The 17,973-nt window shown below is 44.6% G+C and carries 14 protein-coding genes, 3 pseudogenes and 1 other annotated feature; of the genes and pseudogenes, 12 read left to right on the forward strand and 5 right to left on the reverse strand.

Annotation, left to right across the window (positions count from 1 at the left end):
* Nucleotides 1-7: 7 nt before the first annotated feature.
* Both V6N89_RS13790 and V6N89_RS13795 read right to left on the reverse strand, forming a co-directional pair.
* On the reverse strand, nucleotides 8-1,069 hold the full coding sequence (locus V6N89_RS13790; RefSeq protein ID WP_338518075.1) for an MBL fold metallo-hydrolase: 1,062 nt from the start codon (nucleotides 1,067-1,069) through the stop codon (nucleotides 8-10).
* Nucleotides 1,042-2,961: a TonB-dependent receptor domain-containing protein gene (locus tag V6N89_RS13795; protein WP_346992824.1), complete on the reverse strand. Its 1,920-nt coding sequence runs from the start codon at nucleotides 2,959-2,961 to the stop codon at nucleotides 1,042-1,044. Before V6N89_RS13795 ends, V6N89_RS13790 begins: the two co-directional genes overlap by 28 nt.
* A 146-nt stretch (nucleotides 2,962-3,107) precedes the next feature.
* Between V6N89_RS13795 and V6N89_RS13800 the strand changes: the two genes are divergently transcribed.
* Complete coding sequence (locus tag V6N89_RS13800) at nucleotides 3,108-3,872, forward strand: ParA family protein (RefSeq protein ID WP_338518079.1); 765 nt, start codon at nucleotides 3,108-3,110, stop codon at nucleotides 3,870-3,872.
* 2 nt (nucleotides 3,873-3,874) lie between these two features.
* Here V6N89_RS13800 and V6N89_RS13805 read toward each other — a convergent pair whose 3' ends face one another.
* Entirely contained in the window at nucleotides 3,875-4,120 is a 246-nt protein-coding gene (locus V6N89_RS13805) for a hypothetical protein (protein WP_338518080.1), read from the reverse strand.
* A 237-nt stretch (nucleotides 4,121-4,357) separates the two neighbouring features.
* Nucleotides 4,358-4,476: a sequence feature (His leader region), on the forward strand.
* A gap of 51 nt (nucleotides 4,477-4,527) precedes the next feature.
* Here V6N89_RS13805 and hisG point away from each other — a divergent pair.
* The 9 genes and pseudogenes from hisG (at nucleotide 4,528) to V6N89_RS13850 (ending at nucleotide 12,975) form a co-directional block, all read left to right on the forward strand.
* Nucleotides 4,528-5,430 carry an ATP phosphoribosyltransferase gene (hisG, locus tag V6N89_RS13810; protein ID WP_346992825.1) on the forward strand — a complete coding sequence of 301 codons (903 nt, stop codon included), beginning with the start codon at nucleotides 4,528-4,530 and terminating at the stop codon, nucleotides 5,428-5,430.
* Nucleotides 5,431-5,443: 13 nt separating this feature from the next.
* Nucleotides 5,444-6,748: a histidinol dehydrogenase gene (gene hisD / locus V6N89_RS13815; RefSeq protein ID WP_346992826.1), complete on the forward strand. Its 1,305-nt coding sequence runs from the start codon at nucleotides 5,444-5,446 to the stop codon at nucleotides 6,746-6,748.
* Nucleotides 6,748-7,830, forward strand: a pseudogene (gene hisC / locus V6N89_RS13820) (histidinol-phosphate transaminase). The gene hisD and the pseudogene hisC overlap by 1 nt, the downstream one beginning before the upstream one ends.
* Nucleotides 7,827-8,897: a bifunctional histidinol-phosphatase/imidazoleglycerol-phosphate dehydratase HisB gene (hisB, locus tag V6N89_RS13825; protein WP_338518081.1), complete on the forward strand. Its 1,071-nt coding sequence runs from the start codon at nucleotides 7,827-7,829 to the stop codon at nucleotides 8,895-8,897. Before hisC ends, hisB begins: the two are co-directional and overlap by 4 nt.
* Nucleotides 8,897-9,526, forward strand: a complete 630-nt coding sequence (gene hisH, locus V6N89_RS13830) for an imidazole glycerol phosphate synthase subunit HisH (protein WP_338518082.1) — start codon at nucleotides 8,897-8,899, stop codon at nucleotides 9,524-9,526. Before hisB ends, hisH begins: the two co-directional genes overlap by 1 nt.
* The gene (gene hisA / locus V6N89_RS13835) at nucleotides 9,526-10,263 is read left to right on the forward strand and encodes a 1-(5-phosphoribosyl)-5-[(5-phosphoribosylamino)methylideneamino]imidazole-4-carboxamide isomerase (protein ID WP_338518083.1); all 738 of its coding nucleotides are present in this window, start codon (nucleotides 9,526-9,528) and stop codon (nucleotides 10,261-10,263) included. Before hisH ends, hisA begins: the two co-directional genes overlap by 1 nt.
* Complete coding sequence (gene hisF, locus V6N89_RS13840) at nucleotides 10,245-11,057, forward strand: imidazole glycerol phosphate synthase subunit HisF (RefSeq protein ID WP_014950033.1); 813 nt, start codon at nucleotides 10,245-10,247, stop codon at nucleotides 11,055-11,057. The genes hisA and hisF overlap by 19 nt, the downstream gene beginning before the upstream one ends.
* Nucleotides 11,054-11,671 carry a bifunctional phosphoribosyl-AMP cyclohydrolase/phosphoribosyl-ATP diphosphatase HisIE gene (hisIE, locus tag V6N89_RS13845; protein WP_338518085.1) on the forward strand — a complete coding sequence of 206 codons (618 nt, stop codon included), beginning with the start codon at nucleotides 11,054-11,056 and terminating at the stop codon, nucleotides 11,669-11,671. The genes hisF and hisIE overlap by 4 nt, the downstream gene beginning before the upstream one ends.
* Before the next feature lie 377 nt (nucleotides 11,672-12,048).
* A complete protein-coding gene (locus V6N89_RS13850) occupies nucleotides 12,049-12,975 on the forward strand; it encodes a LysR substrate-binding domain-containing protein (protein WP_338518086.1) in 927 nt (308 codons plus the stop codon).
* A 143-nt stretch (nucleotides 12,976-13,118) separates the two neighbouring features.
* On the opposite strand, the gene V6N89_RS13855 is transcribed toward V6N89_RS13850, so the two are convergent.
* A complete protein-coding gene (locus tag V6N89_RS13855) occupies nucleotides 13,119-16,025 on the reverse strand; it encodes a M16 family metallopeptidase (protein WP_346992827.1) in 2,907 nt (968 codons plus the stop codon).
* Nucleotides 16,026-16,319: 294 nt separating this feature from the next.
* Here V6N89_RS13855 and lepB point away from each other — a divergent pair, with 294 nt between their 5' ends.
* Entirely contained in the window at nucleotides 16,320-16,958 is a 639-nt protein-coding gene (lepB, locus tag V6N89_RS13860; protein WP_338518089.1) for a signal peptidase I, read from the forward strand.
* A gap of 95 nt (nucleotides 16,959-17,053) precedes the next feature.
* Nucleotides 17,054-17,431, forward strand: a pseudogene (locus V6N89_RS13865) (TonB-dependent receptor); the annotation flags it as partial.
* Nucleotides 17,432-17,490: 59 nt separating this feature from the next.
* Here V6N89_RS13865 and V6N89_RS13870 read toward each other — a convergent pair.
* Nucleotides 17,491-17,888, reverse strand: a pseudogene (locus V6N89_RS13870) (MAPEG family protein).
* Between the last annotated feature and the right edge of the window lie 85 nt (nucleotides 17,889-17,973).

Consider the following 17,973-nt stretch of genomic DNA (forward strand, 5'->3'; position numbering starts at 1 on the left):
TACTGCATCAGTTGGGGGATTTCTTTGATAGGGTTGTGGCTTTCAAGTACTGTGCATAGGTGCAATGGTTTAACATCGAAAATATTTTCATTACATTATCAGAGCCAATAATGAATGGGTTTTGCTCACTCAAATCCAAGTTGATAAGCTTCTCATATGAATTATCACGTTTTGGGTGATTGGACAAAAACACGTCGATGTCATTTTCTTTAACAATGCGTTTCATCCTGTTAGTCGATTCAACGTAGCTAAGTATTCGAGCCGCGTTTGGTCCATAGTTTAGGCCTGTTCCTCCCCATAACACCGCTGTATGTTTCACGTTCATTGCATCGACAACAGGAAATAGAATTGATAGTGTTCCCGGCGTGTGCCCTGGCGTATCTAAGAAAGTAATTGTTGTATTTCCGACCGTTATATTTTCGCCATGTACCGTTCCTTTGTCTCGAGTAGGACGCTCTCCCCAATTTGGACTTGAAAAACCATCGCCGCCCTTAGAAAGCCAATTCCATTCTTTTTCGCTCATGATTACTATGGGGGAATACGTCGAGTCAATTAAAGATTGCCCGCCATAATGATCTCCGTGGCCATGTGTGATGATAAGGTGTGAAATCGGTTTATCTTGGAGACCTAGTGATTTCAATCCATCAATAATATAGCGTTGTGCTTGTCTATTGTTATTGAGGGCATCGACCAAAACAATCGACTCCCCCGTATCTATGGCCCAACTAGAAACATTATCTGCGCCGACATAATACAAATTGTTAAAGACTTTCGTCGCTTTTAGCTGTTGACGCCTTTTGTTTCTATTCACTTTTTCCTTAGATTCGGAGCGCGAATTATCCCTGCGCTTTCGCTTCGACATATCTCGCAATGGCTGTGATACGTCACACAAATCTGCCAAGCCTGGGAACAAAGATGAATAAGCCATTCCCTTATCAACATTTTGTTGAATTTTCGTCTCAATGCTTTCCACTGCGTCAACAAATGGGGATGTAAAAACACACATTGTTAACGTTATCATTGATATAGAACGACACAAATTTAGAATGTCCAATTCAGGCCTAGCCACAGTCTTCTCCCGTCTTCAACATACCCAAACTCTTCATATCTTAACGTTTTGTCGAACACGTTATACAGGCCAGTTTGCAACTTTATATTGCGTGTTAATTTAGTATTGTAGCCCAAATCTAGCAACCCTACACCAGGCGACAAGATCGAGCGTGAAGACACCGAAGTTAATGCTGTTTCTCTGCTTCTTAATGTCCATCGCGACCACAACTCAGAGTCGCCACCTAGTTTATATGCAGAATTCATGGTGAAGAGATGCTTTGGCTGCTGCACTAGAGGTAGACCTAAGCATTTGAACCTAGTTTTCTGTTCAGAGCGCGTAAAAGTATATGCAGCGTTGAGGGAGAACCTATCCCAAGACCATCGAACGGCTATCTCTGAACCATACGATATGGCTTTATCTATGTTAATGTTGAATCTATCAGTATCGTCTAAGCATTCTGCCAATTCACAGTTTGCAACTGCAATTTTATCTTCAAAGTCATTGTGAAACGCAGTGATACTGTATTCAAGGTCACGATCACTTGAATAGTAAACTGCTATTTCAGTATTCTGTGTTGTTTCGGGTGTTAGATTTGGGTTGCCATAAATATCGCCTCCTCTACTTTCTTGTATCCAACCTGATGCCATGTCACGCAAATCGGGAGTTCGATAGCCTGTAGACACTCCAGCTTTGACAACCCAATTGTCATTGACATTGTATACTGCATAGATTCTTGGACTAACCTGGGAATTGAATTGCTCATTGTCATCGAGCCTCAACCCCATTGTGATGGCCAAAGCTTTTGAAGCAAACCATTCAACTTCACTGTAAACTGACCATTGTGAGTTTTCGATGTCCGTCGCATTAACACTATCGGTGCTCCCATCTTGCAAAGCCTCACGCAAGAACTCCGCTCCGGCGGTCAATCTATAGTTGTGCCCTGTAGCAAAGGACCATTGTGTATTGGCAATTGTATTTTCTATTGATATATCACGACCGAGGTTTTCTACAGTCTCTTGCTGAATATAGCTGCGAGCGCGACTTTCATTATGGTGCCACTCATGTGTCAGGGCATAAGACTCCCGCTCATTCTGAGTTTCTGTTGCTGAGTTTCGCGTTGGTAGAGATTTCCCTGGATTTGCTCGACGGGTTTGGTCTTGAAGTGAGTACTCGAGTGTGAATATATTGTCGTTGTTAGGTGTCAGATGAAGGGCTGTGCGAATATTGTGCAGAGTTTTATCAGCATAACCACGCTCAATTTCATCCTCTTCGCGGTTTTGATACAGTCCACTCGCAGTTAAACTTAGCAGATCGTTTACCAATGGTCCTGAAAACGCTAACTGTAGCTGACTATCCGAACCACTCTCAGAATGGTTCTGCAGTCTAGTTTCGGCCCTTAAATTACCTCCCCATTTTTTGTAATCTTTTCGTGTAATGATGTTAATTACACCTCCCATAGCATCAGAACCGTATAGCGTAGACATCGGGCCTCGCACCACTTCAATACGATCGATACTATCTAAAGGGGGAAGCCAATCTTGCTCAAAACCACCGCTGCCGTTAGGTTGTGACTCTCTACCGGTTTGTCTTTTTCCATCTACTAGGATTGTCGTATATTGAGCAGGCAGTCCTCGAATACTTATGTCCTGTCTATACCCGCCCCCTGTTACCGTTACACCAGGGACATCTCTTAACGCATCAGTTATATCTTTATATGCCCGCTGACTAAGTTGCTTCCGGTCCAAAACACTTATTGATGCAGGAGCTTGAGAGAGCAATTGCTCAAATCCAGATGCCGTAACCGTTATATTTTCTATATTGGTATCTTGGGTTGGTAAAGGAGCAGCATTCGCAAAAAAACTGAATAAACTTATAAAAAGAGGGGTAGTTGTAGCAAAAAGGGACTTCATATTGCGCTTTCAAAAAACAAAGTTAACGCAGATGATAATCATTATTATTAACAAGTAAATAAAAAATTGATTAATCAAGCAAAATGGATTTGCATAAAACTACTGGCTTGGGCATATTTTGTACTACTCGGCTAAAAGGACTTTGTATGATAAGTGTGGTTTTCAATCAAAAAGGTGGCGTAGGCAAGTCTACGATAAGCACAAACCTTGCGGCCCAAAGTGCCAAGCTGGGATATAGAACCTTACTGGTAGACTTAGATGCCCAAGGCAATAGCACGCACTATGCAGGTGTCGATGTTGATGATGCAACGTTAACGGTTGCAGATATGTTTAAGCAGGTAGTTGGCATATTTAGGACACCTAAAAAACCCATCGAGTTTGTTCATGAAACCCCTTTTGATAACCTCTTTGTGATGCCATCTTCGCCCGCACTGAGTGATGTGGAAAGAGAGTTGGAAACTCGGTATAAAATCTTTAAGCTTCGAGATTCACTTAAAGACCTTCGTAACAACTTCGACTTTATATTCATTGACACGCCCCCCAACTTTAACTTTTACTCCAAGGCTGCATTAATTGCCTCAGATGGGTTTTGTGTGCCGTTTGATTGCGATGACTTTTCAGCTCAAGCTATACATCGACTGCTCGACAATGTCATGGAGCTTCGCAGCGATCACAACCCTGAGTTAACATTCCAAGGTGTTGTCATCAATCAATTTAATAGCCAAGCAAGACTACCTCACCAACTTGTGGCCGAGTTGAAAGCACAGGAGTTGCCCGTATTAGAAAATCACATTGGAACGACAGTGAAAGTAAAAGAGTCACACTCAAATCGACAGCCACTACCCTATTATTTGCCAAATCACAAAGTGTCCAAGCAAATCGCTGCCCTGTTTAAAGAGCTATACCTCTAGCGCTAAACGTCGATATCGATATGCTTTAAACCGGGTTTGTCGTCGACATCCGCATCGCCCTTTTCGTTTGCTTTCGCTGATATGTTATCAATAGCTTCGGTTCGCTTTACGTCTTGGAACGGGTCTTTGTCATCTTCGCTGAAATGATCTGATTTTTTTGTTTTTTGTACTTTTTTCACGCGCTCATCAACTTCAAAAGGCACCTTGGTGTTGCGCGGTAAAATCGGAAACAAAAGATCGTTACTCATACATTCCTCAACGTTAAATGGGACCTTTTCACCTAATCTTTATATCTGCTGAATAGTTCAAAAACATTAGGATCACAATCATTCATATCGAAAAGTTTTACTATATATACTTTTATTTAGACCCATTGACTAAAAAGAGTTCACTTTGGCCTTGCAAATCGCATGTCAAAACGATAATGTTTCAGCCGTTCAGAAATAGGAAGTAAATTTTTTAGAAATGATTAACTGCGCAGCGATTCATCACCATCACCACAAAGCATAACCTTTCAGGTTCGTGCTGGAAGGTCTATAACTCCTTCCAGTGGCGCAGATAGAACAAATTCTCGACCCTCGGAAGGAAACTTCCGAGGGTTTTTTCGTTTAAGGCGCAATCAAAAGTTTAAATACAACGTGTAAGGAACGTTTCAATGAGTAACAGCAAAAGACTTCGAATTGCCGTACAGAAATCAGGCCGATTAAGCGATGACAGCATCGCTTTACTGAAAGCTATTGGCATCAAATTGAACATTCGTGATCGCCTGCTGATTGCGCATTCAACGAACCAGCCTATCGATTTACTTCGCGTGCGTGACGACGATATTCCAGGCCTAGTTATGGATGGCGTTGTTGACCTTGGCTTTATCGGCGAAAACGAGCTTGAAGAAAAGATGCTTGAGCGTAAAGCAGCTTACAAGCCATTTGAGTATGAAGTACTGCGTCGCTTAGATTACGGCGGTTGCCGACTATCAATCGCGGTACCTAATGAAATGGAATATGAAGGCATTCAGTCTTTAGAGGGTAAAAAAGTGGCCACCACCTACCCTTACCTACTTGAGCGCTATTTCAAAGACCAAGGTATCAATGCCAAAGCCGTGATGCTTCAAGGTTCAGTAGAAGTTGCTCCGCGCGCGGGTGTAGCCGACGCTATCTGTGACTTGGTATCAACAGGCGCAACGCTAGAAGCGAACGGCCTTGTTGAGAAAGACGTTATTTTCCGCAGTAAAGCAGTATTAATTAAACGCGCTGACGGCGAATTAAGCGACGAAAAAGAAACGCTGGTTAATCGCTTAATGCCGCGTGTTGACGGTGTATTGCTAGCAAAAGAAAGCAAGTACATCATGCTACACGCACCAAAAGCCTATTTAGAGCAGGTAAAAAGCTTGCTTCCAGGTGCTGAAAACCCAACCGTATTACCTCTTGCTGGAAATGACGAACAAGTGGCTATCCACGTGGTGTCTACAGAAACGTTATTCTGGGAAACCATGGAAAAGCTTAAGGCACTTGGTTGTAGCTCGATTCTTGTAATGCCAATCGAAAAAATGATGGGCTAAAAGGCAGGCAATTATGATTACTTGGTCATCTCTTTCTACAAATGAGAAAAAACAGGCGTTAGCCCGCCCGGCTATGGCCAATAGCCAACAGTTAAAGCAAACCGTGGGCGACATTATCGCCCGCGTTGAGGCAGAAGGCGATGCGGCAGTGCTTGATTACACGCGTAAGTTCGATTGCCCAGAACTCACCAGCTTGGTGCTTTCGCAAGACAATATTGATGCCCTTGCAGCTAAGGTGACACCTGAAGTAGCAGATGCTATCGATACAGCGTTTAACAACATAAAAACGTTTCACGAAGCGCAGACGCCAAGCGACATTGCATTAACCACGACACCAGGGGTTAAATGCGAGCTTCGCTTTACTGCCCTTGATGCCGTAGGACTTTATATTCCAGGCGGAAGTGCGCCATTACCGTCTACAGTGTTAATGCTGGGCGTGCCTGCATTGGTGGCGGGTTGTGAAAATAAACTGCTGTGTACTCCGCCAAACAAAGAACAGCTTATCGCGCCTGAAATTGCTTATGCGGCAAAAAAGTGCGGTATCGAAAAGATATTTTTGTGTGGTGGCGCTCAGGCCGTTGCCGCTATGGCTCTTGGTACAGAGACCATTCCACAGGTCGATAAGATTTTTGGCCCGGGTAATAGCTTTGTGACAGAGGCTAAACAACAAGTAAGCCAGCGCGCTGACGGTGCCGCTATCGATATGCCAGCGGGTCCGTCAGAAGTGTTAGTACTTGCTGACGACAATGCAAACCCCGAATTTGTAGCAGCTGACCTGCTCTCTCAAGCCGAGCATGGTCCAGACTCACAAGCGATTTTGGTATCAAACAGTGCCAAGCTTATTGAAGAAGTCAAAGCTGCCGTTGAGCGTCAATTGTCAACGCTCTCACGAGCAGAGATTGCACGCCCAGCAATGCAAAATGCGCGTTATATATTAGCCGACTCTGTTGAACAAGCCATTGAAGCAAGCAACGCTTATGCCGCTGAGCACTTAATAGTACAAATAGAAAACGCCCGTGATTATTTGCCCAAAATCAAATACGCAGGTTCTATTTTCTTAGGTCCTTGGTCACCTGAGTCTGCCGGCGATTATGCATCAGGTACAAACCACGTATTGCCCACCTACGGCTATGCTAAGAATTATTCTAGTCTTGGCCTGTTAGATTTTATGCGCCGCTACACGATTCAGGAGCTAAGTGCAGACGGCATGCGTAATTTAGGCCCTGCGATCATGGCACTCGCTGCAGCAGAAGGCTTAGACGCACACGAACAGGCCGTTGCACTTCGCATGCAAGCGCTTAAGCAAGGAGACGACTAATGTCGGTACTTATCGATAACCTAATTAACGAGAACTTAGTGCCGTTAAAGCCCTACGAGTCGGCACGTCGCTTGTTCTCTGGTGGTCAAGACTGGCTTAATGCTAACGAGTCACCTTTTGCTAATGAATACAGTGTTGATAGCGGTAACTTTAATCGCTATCCATCATGCCAGCCTGAAGCGGTAGTCAATGGCTACGCAAGCTACTCTGGCCTTGATAAGTCACAGCTTATTGTCACCCGCGGCGCCGATGAAGGTATTGAACTACTTATTCGTACCTTCTGTACGCCGGGTAAAGATAACATTCTTATCTGCCCGCCAACCTATGGTATGTATGCAATCAGTGCTGAAACCTGTGATGTGGGCATTAAAAAAGTGCCCCTTAACGACGACTTTAGCCTTAACGTGAATGCTGTATGCGCAGAAGAAGACGTTAACGTGATCTTCATTTGTGCGCCAAATAATCCAACCGATACATGCCGGTTGCCCGCGAAGACATTAAAACCGTGCTCAATCACTTTGCTGATAAGGCATTGGTAGTGGTAGATGAAGCGTACATTGAGTTCGATGCTGACAATACATGGGCGAATGAGATTAACAACTACCCGAATTTAGTGGTACTTCGTACGCTGTCTAAAGCGTTTGCACTTGCTAAGCCTTCGCTGTGGTTTTACACTTGCTCAAGCACCAGTCATTCAAGCTCTGCTGAAAGTAATAGCGCCCTATCCTATTCCAGAGCCAGTGGCGCAGATTGCCGCACAAGCATTGTCGGCAGAATCGCTAACGCTACTTGAGCTTCAAGTGGCAACCATCAATCGCGAAAAAGAGGCCTTAGCCGAAGCGTTAGACGCAGTTGAAGGCTTTGAGTTAGTGGGTGATAGACGAGCAAACTTTATCTTATTTCGCTACGCAAAAGCGCAAGCCCTAATGCAGTACTTGGTAAGCCAAGGCATGCTCATTCGCGACCAATCAAAACAGCTTAACTTACAAAACTGCTTGCGCGTGAGCATCGGTACTGAAGAGCAAAATCAGCGCTTAATGCAGTTAATTAACGAATTTAAAAATAATGAGGACGCGGCATGAGTCAGCAAGCCATTTTATTTATTGACCGCGACGGCACACTTGTTGAAGAGCCGCCAGTAGATAAGCAGTTAGATAGTTTAGAAAAGCTTGTTTTCGAGCCAAACGTTATTCCTGTGCTACTTAAGCTTAAAGCAGCTGGGTTTAAACTCGTGATGGTAAGTAATCAAGACGGGTTGGGTACAGACAGCTTCCCACAGGAAGATTTCGACAAGCCTCACAACGCCATGATGGCCGTATTCGAAAGCCAAGGTGTAGTGTTTGATGACGTGTTGATTTGCCCGCATTTTGACGAAGACAACTGCACATGCCGTAAGCCGAAGCTCGGCCTAGTGCAAGAATACTTGCAGCAGGGCAAAGTGGATTTCACTCGTTCATTTGTGATTGGTGACAGAATTACCGACGTTCAGCTTGCCGAAAACATGGGTATTCGCAGCTTCCAGTACAACCGCGAGAGCTTGAACTGGAACGACATTCAGAAAAGCTTGCTTGCGTCTTCACGTATTGCAGAGGTCGTGCGTACCACCTCTGAAACCGATATTCGCGTTCGTGTAGATTTAGACTCGCAAGCTAAGTCGACCATTCAAACTGGCATGGGCTTTTTTGATCACATGCTCGACCAAATTGCTACCCACGGTGGTTTTGAGTTAAATCTGACTACTGATGGTGATTTGCACATTGATGATCACCACAGTGTAGAAGATACCGCGCTTGCACTAGGTGAGGCCCTAAAAAAAGCTTTGGGCGACAAACGAGGTATTGGTCGCTTCGGATTTGCTTTGCCAATGGATGAGTGTCGTGCGGAATGTATCATGGATATTTCTAACCGCCCTCACCTTAAATTTGATGCTGAATTTAGCCGCGACCAAGTAGGCGAAATGGCCACAGAAATGGTGCCACACTTCTTCTACTCGCTTGCGCAAAGCATGGGGCTATCGCTGCACCTTTCCACCAGCGAAGGCAATGCACACCACCAAGTAGAAAGCTTGTTTAAAGTATTTGGACGTGCGCTTCGTCAAGCTATTACGCGCCAAGGCGATGCACTACCAAGCAGTAAAGGAGCACTGTAATGTCAGTGGTAAATACCAGCCAGCGACAAAAAATCGTTATAGTGAATACTGGCTGCGCCAACATTTCATCTGTACGCTTTGCGCTTGAACGCTTAGGTGTTGAAGTAGACGTATCTGACGACGTAAACGTAATAAAAAGCGCTGACAAAGTATTTTTGCCCGGTGTAGGTACTGCCGCTGCAGCCATGGCAAGCATCAAACAAAAAGCGCTAGTGGAAACCCTTCAATCGCTTACCCAACCTGTACTAGGCGTATGTTTAGGCATGCAGCTTATGGTTGAAAGTAGCGCCGAAGGTGGCCTTCAAGGTACAGGCAACATCGACTGTTTAAACCTTATGCCCGGGCACGTAGCGCGCATGGAATCGAAAGGCGTGCGCTTACCTCATATGGGGTGGAACACTGTTTCTCATAACAATGAAAGCTTGTTCAAAGGCATCCCACAAGATACGTACTTTTATTTTGTGCATAGCTTTGCTGTACCTGAGTACGAGCACACGCTTGCAAGCTGTACTTACGGCAACGCATTTTCAGCCGCTATAAATAAAGACAATTTTTACGGGGTACAATTTCACCCAGAGCGTTCTGGCGAGGCCGGAGCACAACTACTGACTAACTTTGTGAACCTATAATGATTATTCCAGCGATTGATCTTATTGACGGACACGTAGTGCGCCTTTATCAAGGGGACTACGAGCAGAAAACCCAATACGAACTGGACCCTGTAGATGTGGTTCACGACTATGCCGACCAAGGTGCAACTTGGTTGCACATTGTTGACTTAACTGGCGCTAAAGACACAACTAAACGCCAGCTTTCACTTATCAAGTCTATGGTCGACACCAAGCGCATGAAGTTTCAAGCAGGCGGCGGCATTCGTAGCGAAGAGGAAGTAGCGCAGCTGCTTGAGACTGGCGTAAGCCGTGTGGTTATTGGCTCATTGGCGGTGAAACAGCCTGAACTGGTGAAGTCTTGGGTAGAAAAATATGGGCCAGAGCACATTGTATTGGCCCTTGATATTAATATTAGCGAAAGCGGTGAAAAGCTTATTGCCACGCACGGCTGGCAAGAAAACTCTGGTGTCGCCCTTGAAGGCTTATTGGAAGACTTCTCCTCAGTTGGCGCAAAGCACGTGCTTTGCACCGACATCAGCCGCGACGGCACGCTTCAAGGCGCGAACACCGAGCTATATCAAGAAATGGCAGCCCGCTTCCCACATGTTAGCTGGCAAGCGTCGGGTGGTATTGGCAGCATCGCTGATATTGAAGCGCTCAAACCCACAAACGTTGGCGGCGTTATTTTAGGCCGCGCATTGCTTGAAGGTAAGTTTACGGTGAAGGAGGCAATCGCATGCTGGCAAAGCGCATAATACCGTGTTTAGACGTACGCGACGGCAAAGTCGTTAAGGGCGTTCAGTTTAGAAACCACGAAATCATTGGCGATATTGTACCTCTTGCCGAGCAATACGCGAAAGCTGGTGCCGACGAGCTGGTATTTTACGATATTACCGCAAGCTCTGATGCCCGCGTAGTGGATAAAAGCTGGGTAAGCCGTATTGCACAGGTTATTGATATTCCGTTTTGCGTTGCAGGCGGCATTAAAAGCATTGAAGACGCTGGGCGCATTTTGGAAATGGGTGCAGATAAGATTTCAATTAACTCACCTGCCCTTAACAACCCAGACCTTATTAACCAACTGCACGATGTTTACGGTCAACAGTGCGTGGTGATTGGTATCGATAGCTTTTATAACGAAGCCACAGACCAATACGAAGTTTACAAGTTTACCGGCGATGAAGCCCGTACACAAAAAAGCCAGTGGCAAACCATCGACTGGATTAAAGAAGTGCAGTCGCGCGGAGCAGGTGAAATTGTGCTTAACTGCATGAACCAAGACGGCGTGCGCAAAGGCTACGACGTAAAGCAGCTGAAAGCCGTACGCGATGTATGTGAAGTGCCGCTAATTGCATCAGGAGGTGCAGGTGAAATTGCCCACTTTACTGATGTGTTTCAACAAGCTGACGTAGATGGCGCACTGGCGGCATCGGTATTTCATAAAGGCATTATCAATATTGATGAGCTAAAAGCAGAATTAACCAGCAATGGCGTTGCCATGCGTAAGCGTCACGGATTAACGGCGCAAGCAGAAGGAGTAAACCCATGATTATTACTAATGACAATAGCAATAAGCTTGCGTGGGACAAAATGGATAACCTATTGCCTGCCATTGTGCAAGACGCACTATCAGGCAAGGTATTGATGCAGGGTTACATGGACCAAGACGCCCTAGCAGAAACCCTTGAAACGGGCAAAGTGACCTTTTTCAGCCGCTCAAAGCAGCGCCTTTGGACTAAGGGTGAAACGTCAGGTAACACGCTAGATTTAGTGAGCGTTGCCTGCGACTGCGACCAAGATTCACTGTTGGTACTTGCTAACCCTAATGGCCCAACATGCCATACTGGCGTTGAAAGCTGCTGGTTTGACGGGAACACTCCGGCATTTACCTTTCTTGCAGACTTAGAGCGAGTATTGGCTGCCCGCAAAGATGCCGACCCAAAAAGCAGCTACACCGCAAGCCTATACAACAAAGGCATTAAGCGAATAGCACAGAAAGTGGGTGAAGAAGGCGTTGAAACCGCATTGGCTGCCACCGTACACGACAAAGAAGAACTGAAAAACGAAGCCGCTGATTTGCTGTATCACCTAACAGTGTTACTTCAAGCTAGCGACATGTCGCTAAACGATGCACTTGCTGTACTTCGCGAGCGTCATAAATAAAGGCTTTACCTAGCACAACCTTGTACAGCCATATGGTAAGCATATACGATGGTCTTTACAGGGTTGTGCTAACAACTTTACCCGCAGCATTATTTAAACGCGCTCCACATGGATAAGTTTAGCTTATTTCCAATATACGCTAAATATTCACTCATACGCTGTCTAACTTTAAATCTATGCTCGCTCACAAGCGCAATAAAACGCTTAGCACCTTTAAACCTGCCTACCTTACTTTTCATACCACTCAGCACACTAGTTAACATTGTCACACCTACCTTTTGCCTATTCATCGTTTGCTCAGCATCCTTGATTTGTCTTTACTTCACCAACGATAAAACCTAACCTTTTATATAAGGTAAACTTATATAAATATTCATATGGACAGACGTCTACGATGGTTAAACAATTTACTGTGTTTTGAAGTAGCAGCGCGGCATCAAAGTTACAGTAAAGCCGCTGAAGAACTCTTTGTCTCTCAAGCCGCAGTGAGTCAACAAATGCGCTTGCTCGAAGAAAATATTGGCGCGGCTCTATTTAGACGACAAGGACGAAAAATGGCACTTACCTCACAAGGTAAGACATTACTTCTCGCCTGTCAGACGGGCTTTTCAGAAATTGTTAATGGGTTGAACCAAGTTCAGGAAGAGCCTATTCAAGGGAGCCTAACTATAAGCTCAACACAAGCCTATTGCGCGTTATGGTTACTGCCCAATCTTTACGACTTTTTTAACATTCACCCCGAAATAAACATCAACGTGCAAGCGTCAAATCTATGTGAAGACTTACATGAAGGTAACGTCGATGTCGCCATTCGATTTAGCACGTCTACTTCGGCGCTTCAAAAAGAAGGGTTAGTTGTAGAGAAAATTGGTGAAAATGGCGTCGTTCCAGTTTGCTCTCCGTCATTTGCAAGAGACAAGCAAATACATAGCACTGAAGACTTAGTAAAAACGCGTTTGCTGTCATTGCCCATGAGTGACAAGGTAAATTGGGAGACGTATTTTGAACACGTTCAAGTAGATACAATGAAAAAGCCTCTCAACAAAACCGAGGTCTCTTCAAGTGATCTGGCGCTGAGTGCAGCACTGTCGAGCCAAGGCGTTATGCTGGCTTCTGATATGATGATTGGGCAATACATCAAGTCAGGCCAACTTATTGTGCCTGTCGATATACCTCACCCGGTCAGGTGGAAATCACACATCATTTATCTTGAACACTCTTCTAAGCACAAACGCATAACGCTTTTCTGCAATTGGCTTAAAAGGAAGATGTGGCAACACGAAATGGGCCAACCTGCCCATTGAAGTAACAGCGTGTTGCCCTTTGCAATACGTTTTTGCAGTGGTCAACACGCTCTGGTTAAGCGAAGGCTTGCAACTTCAATTAAACGTGCACAATTACGACATGTGCTAAAGTGCAACTATCGAGCATGCCTTCGTATGCGCTTTTACTCTTCAGTTTCGTTTAGCAATACAGGCTCTCCTAATCCGAGCGCCTTCAGACGCTCAAATTGTGTCGCCTTATCACCAACCACCAAATAAATCATGTTATCTGGATGGACATAGTTTTGATACAAGCGCTTCATATCGTCAACCGTTAACGCTTTAACTTGCTGCTCGCGTTGCATTACGTAATCGTCAGCAAACCCAAGGTCGCTAATGTTACCCACTACATTTAGTTTTGCGCCCAATGTTTCAAAGGCACGCGCGTTAGACTTAAGCGTAAAGCCCTTTGTCACAGACAAATCCTCAGATGAATAGTTGTTCCCGAAAGACAACAAAATATCGCGTATGGCTTCAATGGCTTCCAACGTTACGTTTGAGCGTACATTGCTTCTTAATGCAAATACGCCTGTATTCTTATCACTAGAGAATCCAGAATAGATTCCGTAGGTATACCCTTTGTTTTCACGTAATTCCTGCATTAGTTGAGAGGCAAAACCACCACCGCCTAAGCGGTAGTTCATGACACTGGCAACATAACTATCTGGGTGAGACACAGTTGGTGCTGGATGACCAAAATATAGCACTGACTGCTTCGCATCAGGCACGTCATAAAAATAAATCTTGGCTTTTTCAGGTAGCGTAACTTGAGATACTTCAGGTAACGTTACCGCTTTCGCCTTCCAATTTGTGTTTAAATTAGCCAGTGCGCTACTTACCTTCGACTGCGAAATATCCCCCGCTACATGAAGCTTGGCTAAAGTAGGCGTAAAGTTTCGCTCAAAGTACTGCGTCAAATCACTCACCTCAATGGCGGTTACGCTGTCGAGAGAACCAATAACAGGTTGCGCCAATGGATGCTCTTCTCCATAGAGAAGCTCACCAAACTCCACCGACGCGATTGCACCTGGATTTGCTTTAATCTGTTTAATCTCATTGATGACATCATCTTTGGCAAGTTCGAACTCTGTCGCGTCGAATCGTGGGGTAAGTATGACTTGAGATACAATATCCATCACTTTATCAAAGTGCTTTGACAGTGAAGTACCGCTGATAACAATGGCGTCATCGGTCGCTTGTGCGTCAAGTGAAGCGCCAAGCATCTCTATTTCCTGCTCTAACACTTCAGGCGTCTTGCTTTGTGTACCTTTAAGCAAAATACCAGACAGTAGATTAGCGACGCCTGTTTTATCTTGTGGGTCAAGCAGCATGCCGCCATCAATCTTAAGCTCAAACGCGACAAGCGGCACTTCATCGTTTTCTATACCTGCCACGTGAATGCCAGAGTCTAGCGTAGTTTGCCACACCACCGGCGGTGTAATGGTAACTTGCTCACCATATGGCGGCTCTTTACTTCTGTCGAAATTAGAAGGTGTACGTTCGTAGTCAGCCGTGATAGACGCATCAAAGCTCTCTTCAGCACCTGCCACAATTTGCTCTTCAACCACTGCCGCTTCTAATGAGTTATTAAGCACCAGAGATTCTTGGCCTTTTGGTACAAAGCTTGTTGCAACAAAAGGCTTATCTTTTATATATGTGTTGTAAACACGCATGACATCGTCAGCACTTACTGACAATATCTTCTGCACATCTTCACTGATGTACTGTGCCCCGCCTGCAAAAATTTCGTATTGGGCCAGTTGGAATCCCTTACCAAGCACACTTGATAACCCCTGATAGAACCCTGTTTCTTGCCCAGCTTTGATACGAGCTAAATCTTTTTCAGCAATACCGTCTTTTTCAAACGCTGCAAATGCTTGGTTAATCGCCTCTGCAACCTTATTCAAATCAATGTCGTTGAACGCCATGACTTGTAGCTGCATTTGACCTGCTATTTCAGAATCATAACCATACATATAAACATTGCTAGTAAGTTTTTTCTCATCAATCAGCACCTTGTTTAACGGCGCGTTTTTCCCCTGCGCTAAGTACTCTGAAAGGACTTTTAATGCATAATAATCTGGGTGATATTCTGGCACCGTTGGCCACACCATAGTGAGCATTGGCGCTTGGGCAAAGTTGTCGACGTGAAAGCGTTTCACTGTTTGAGTTAACGCAGCAGGCTGCTGTGCTAAGGGCTTAATACTTTTGCCAGCAGGAATTTCACCAAAATAATGCTCTACCCACGCCTTGGTCTGTGCAATATCTATATCCCCAGCAATGGTTAGCACTACATTGTTGGGCACATACCACTGATTAAAGAATTCTTTCACATCAGCTAGCGTGGCGTTTTGAAGGTCTTCTAGCGAACCAATTACCTGCCAACTGTACGGGTGACCTTTGGGATACAAGTTTTTATCAATGACATATTGATTGTGGCCGTAAGGACGGTTATCAACACTTTGACGTTTTTCATTTTTGACCACTTGTTTTTCTTTCGCAAGTACAGGCTCTGTCACGGTATTAATGAAGTAACCAAGCTTATCGGCTTCTGCCCAAATCATTTTTTCTAAGGCATCAATAGGCACGGTTTGATAATAGTTTGTACTGTCTCTACTGGTCGACCCATTAGCACCAGAACCACCAATGCGCGCACTTAGTTTATCTAGTCCGCCTTTTCCTAAATTCTCTGACTCCAAGAACAACAGATGCTCGAACAAGTGTGCAAACCCCGTTCTTCCCTCTTTTTCTCTAGCAGAGCCTACATGCGCTGTTAATGCCACAGCAGCGACAGGATCAGAACGGTCAACGTGTAGAAGTACAGTTAAGCCATTATCAAGAGTAAATCGTTCAAACTCGACATTGAACGTCGCTGAACTTTCAACGGTGGTTTCCACTTGAGAGATTGGGGTTTTAGACTGTGATTGATCAGAGGTTAATGGTTTGGAGGTATTTGAGTGACTACAGCCTGCTACTGACGCTACTAATGCTACAGCCGCTAGCCCGGTAAAAATTTTTGAGCGTTTAAACATGGTTCCGCTTCTTTTGTCCATAAAACAATAAGAAGTATCACAAAGCTTGATTTCACGCCATACCGTCAGACTCCTAGACAAAACGAGCAACCGGACCAAGCGTTTTCCACGACACTTGAAGGCCTTCGTAAAGGCTTGTTTTTTATTAACTTTAAACAAGCTATAGGTTAAAAAACAAATGACGCTGCGTGACCTACATCGCCCAGAAGAAACATAGTGTTACATTTTGCGTAGGAACACCCTCAAGCTCTTGGGGTCGAATCTCAGTGTGTCTGTCCATAGAGAGTCTATTAAATGTTATCGCTAAAAAAACAATTAAAAGAAAATCTCCCTTTTATTTTACTCATTGTACTGATGTTTTCGTTTAGAAGCAGCGTGGCTGATTGGTATCACGTTCCGTCTGGTTCCATGGAGCCGAATATACAAATTGGCGACCGAGTAGTTGTTGACAAAATGGCTTACTCACTAGATGTGCCATTTACCAATTATGAACTCATGAGTACTGGCGACATAGAGCGAGGCGATATTGTTATCATTGATAGCCATGCAGCGAAAAACCGACTAATAAAGCGCGTTGTAGCAGTTGAAGGCGACACCGTGTCGCTTAACAATAATAGACTCATTATCAATGGTGAGCCCGCTCGCTTAAAAGCAATAAACACGGCTCTCTATAAAGAAGAATTTAGTGACACTAAAAGAACGATAGCGCTTAGTGCAACGCCAAGTCCCGCTTCAAGTTTTAACGAAGTCGTGGTGCCAGAAGGACACATTTTGGCAATGGGAGATAACAGAAACAACAGTGTAGATTCGAGGTATTACGGCTTTTTCCCGATCTCAGAGGTGCGAGGTAAAGCGACATCAATTGCATTCTCAGTAGATAGTGAGAACTACTATTTGCCACGCAAAGAGCGTCTATTTGTCTCTCTGGAGTAGTTTCACTGCTTACTTATTTTTATGGAGTAGTTTCACTGCTCCTGCCTTTCCCCTTCTCCAGCATGTATTTCAATTACTTATTAGTAAGAAATGATTTAGACTTCACGGGTGAATATGGTTACCCAAAGCACCGCTGGCTGTTCGTAACAACCTGGTCAAAAGGTGCGTTTGATGCCAACCTGAATATTAGCTACATAGGCGAGTTTGAAGATACGCCAGATATTAACTTTGATGGCGTACTCGATTTTGAAGAAAACACGTCACGCATGGTTGATTCTCAAATGCTAGTAGACCTTCAGTTCGGTTATAACTATAGCGACAACCTACGACTTGTAATCGGCTCGAATAATTTACTTGATGAAGATCCACCGTTCGCCATTGGTAACGGAGATAGTGACTTATACGGATATGTAGGCGGGGTTCACAATCCTAGGGGACGTTTTGTGTATTCAAAACTTACCTATCGCTTTTAGTAAATAGTGCTATGAATTAAAAAACGCCCTTGATTGGGCGTTTTTTTGTTCTTCACCTTTTACATACCAAAGTGAATGAGTATTAGGTTCCCCACGGCAGCACATAACATAGCTACAAACGTCAAAATCATACCTAAGCAAAGCGCTGCCAACTTACGCCCGCATGCTTACCAAGCCCATAGGCGTGCAGTACCCGACCAAAAAGCAAAGCGCCAGCAAGCGCATGCACTACCCACATTTGCCCAGTGTTTGCTTCAAAACACGCAATCATAATGAGCGTGATCGGCACATATTCACTAAAATTCCCATGAGCTCGCACCAAGCGACTTAGGTCCTCATGACCCCCATCGCCGATACCCACTTTATTACGACGGCGTGCGCCAATAACTAAAATTGAGAGATAAAGATAACAAATACCCAGTAAGCTTGCGTAAAAAGCCGTAATTGGCAAAACCATGGTCTACTCCACATGTTATTGTTATTCAGGAATTCAAGTGCTAGCAAGCGTCACAACATAGCACGCTCACCCTAAGTATTAAACG

It is taken from the genome of Alteromonas gracilis, from assembly GCF_036870955.2.
GTDB lineage: Bacteria > Pseudomonadota > Gammaproteobacteria > Enterobacterales > Alteromonadaceae > Alteromonas > Alteromonas gracilis_A.

Bases quoted from the DNA above. Each gene is read 5' to 3' on its own strand.
- V6N89_RS13805 (WP_338518080.1), bottom strand. From the start codon at position 4,120: ATGAGTAACGATCTTTTGTTTCCGATTTTACCGCGCAACACCAAGGTG.
- hisIE (WP_338518085.1), top strand. From the start codon at position 11,054: ATGATTATTACTAATGACAATAGCAATAAGCTTGCGTGGGACAAAATG.
- V6N89_RS13800 (WP_338518079.1), top strand. From the start codon at position 3,108: ATGATAAGTGTGGTTTTCAATCAAAAAGGTGGCGTAGGCAAGTCTACG.
- hisG (WP_346992825.1), top strand. From the start codon at position 4,528: ATGAGTAACAGCAAAAGACTTCGAATTGCCGTACAGAAATCAGGCCGA.
- V6N89_RS13795 (WP_346992824.1), bottom strand. From the start codon at position 2,961: ATGAAGTCCCTTTTTGCTACAACTACCCCTCTTTTTATAAGTTTATTC.
- hisB (WP_338518081.1), top strand. From the start codon at position 7,827: ATGAGTCAGCAAGCCATTTTATTTATTGACCGCGACGGCACACTTGTT.
- hisF (WP_014950033.1), top strand. From the start codon at position 10,245: ATGCTGGCAAAGCGCATAATACCGTGTTTAGACGTACGCGACGGCAAA.
- V6N89_RS13850 (WP_338518086.1), top strand. From the start codon at position 12,049: ATGGACAGACGTCTACGATGGTTAAACAATTTACTGTGTTTTGAAGTA.
- V6N89_RS13855 (WP_346992827.1), bottom strand. From the start codon at position 16,025: ATGTTTAAACGCTCAAAAATTTTTACCGGGCTAGCGGCTGTAGCATTA.
- hisH (WP_338518082.1), top strand. From the start codon at position 8,897: ATGTCAGTGGTAAATACCAGCCAGCGACAAAAAATCGTTATAGTGAAT.
- lepB (WP_338518089.1), top strand. From the start codon at position 16,320: ATGTTATCGCTAAAAAAACAATTAAAAGAAAATCTCCCTTTTATTTTA.
- hisA (WP_338518083.1), top strand. From the start codon at position 9,526: ATGATTATTCCAGCGATTGATCTTATTGACGGACACGTAGTGCGCCTT.
- hisD (WP_346992826.1), top strand. From the start codon at position 5,444: ATGATTACTTGGTCATCTCTTTCTACAAATGAGAAAAAACAGGCGTTA.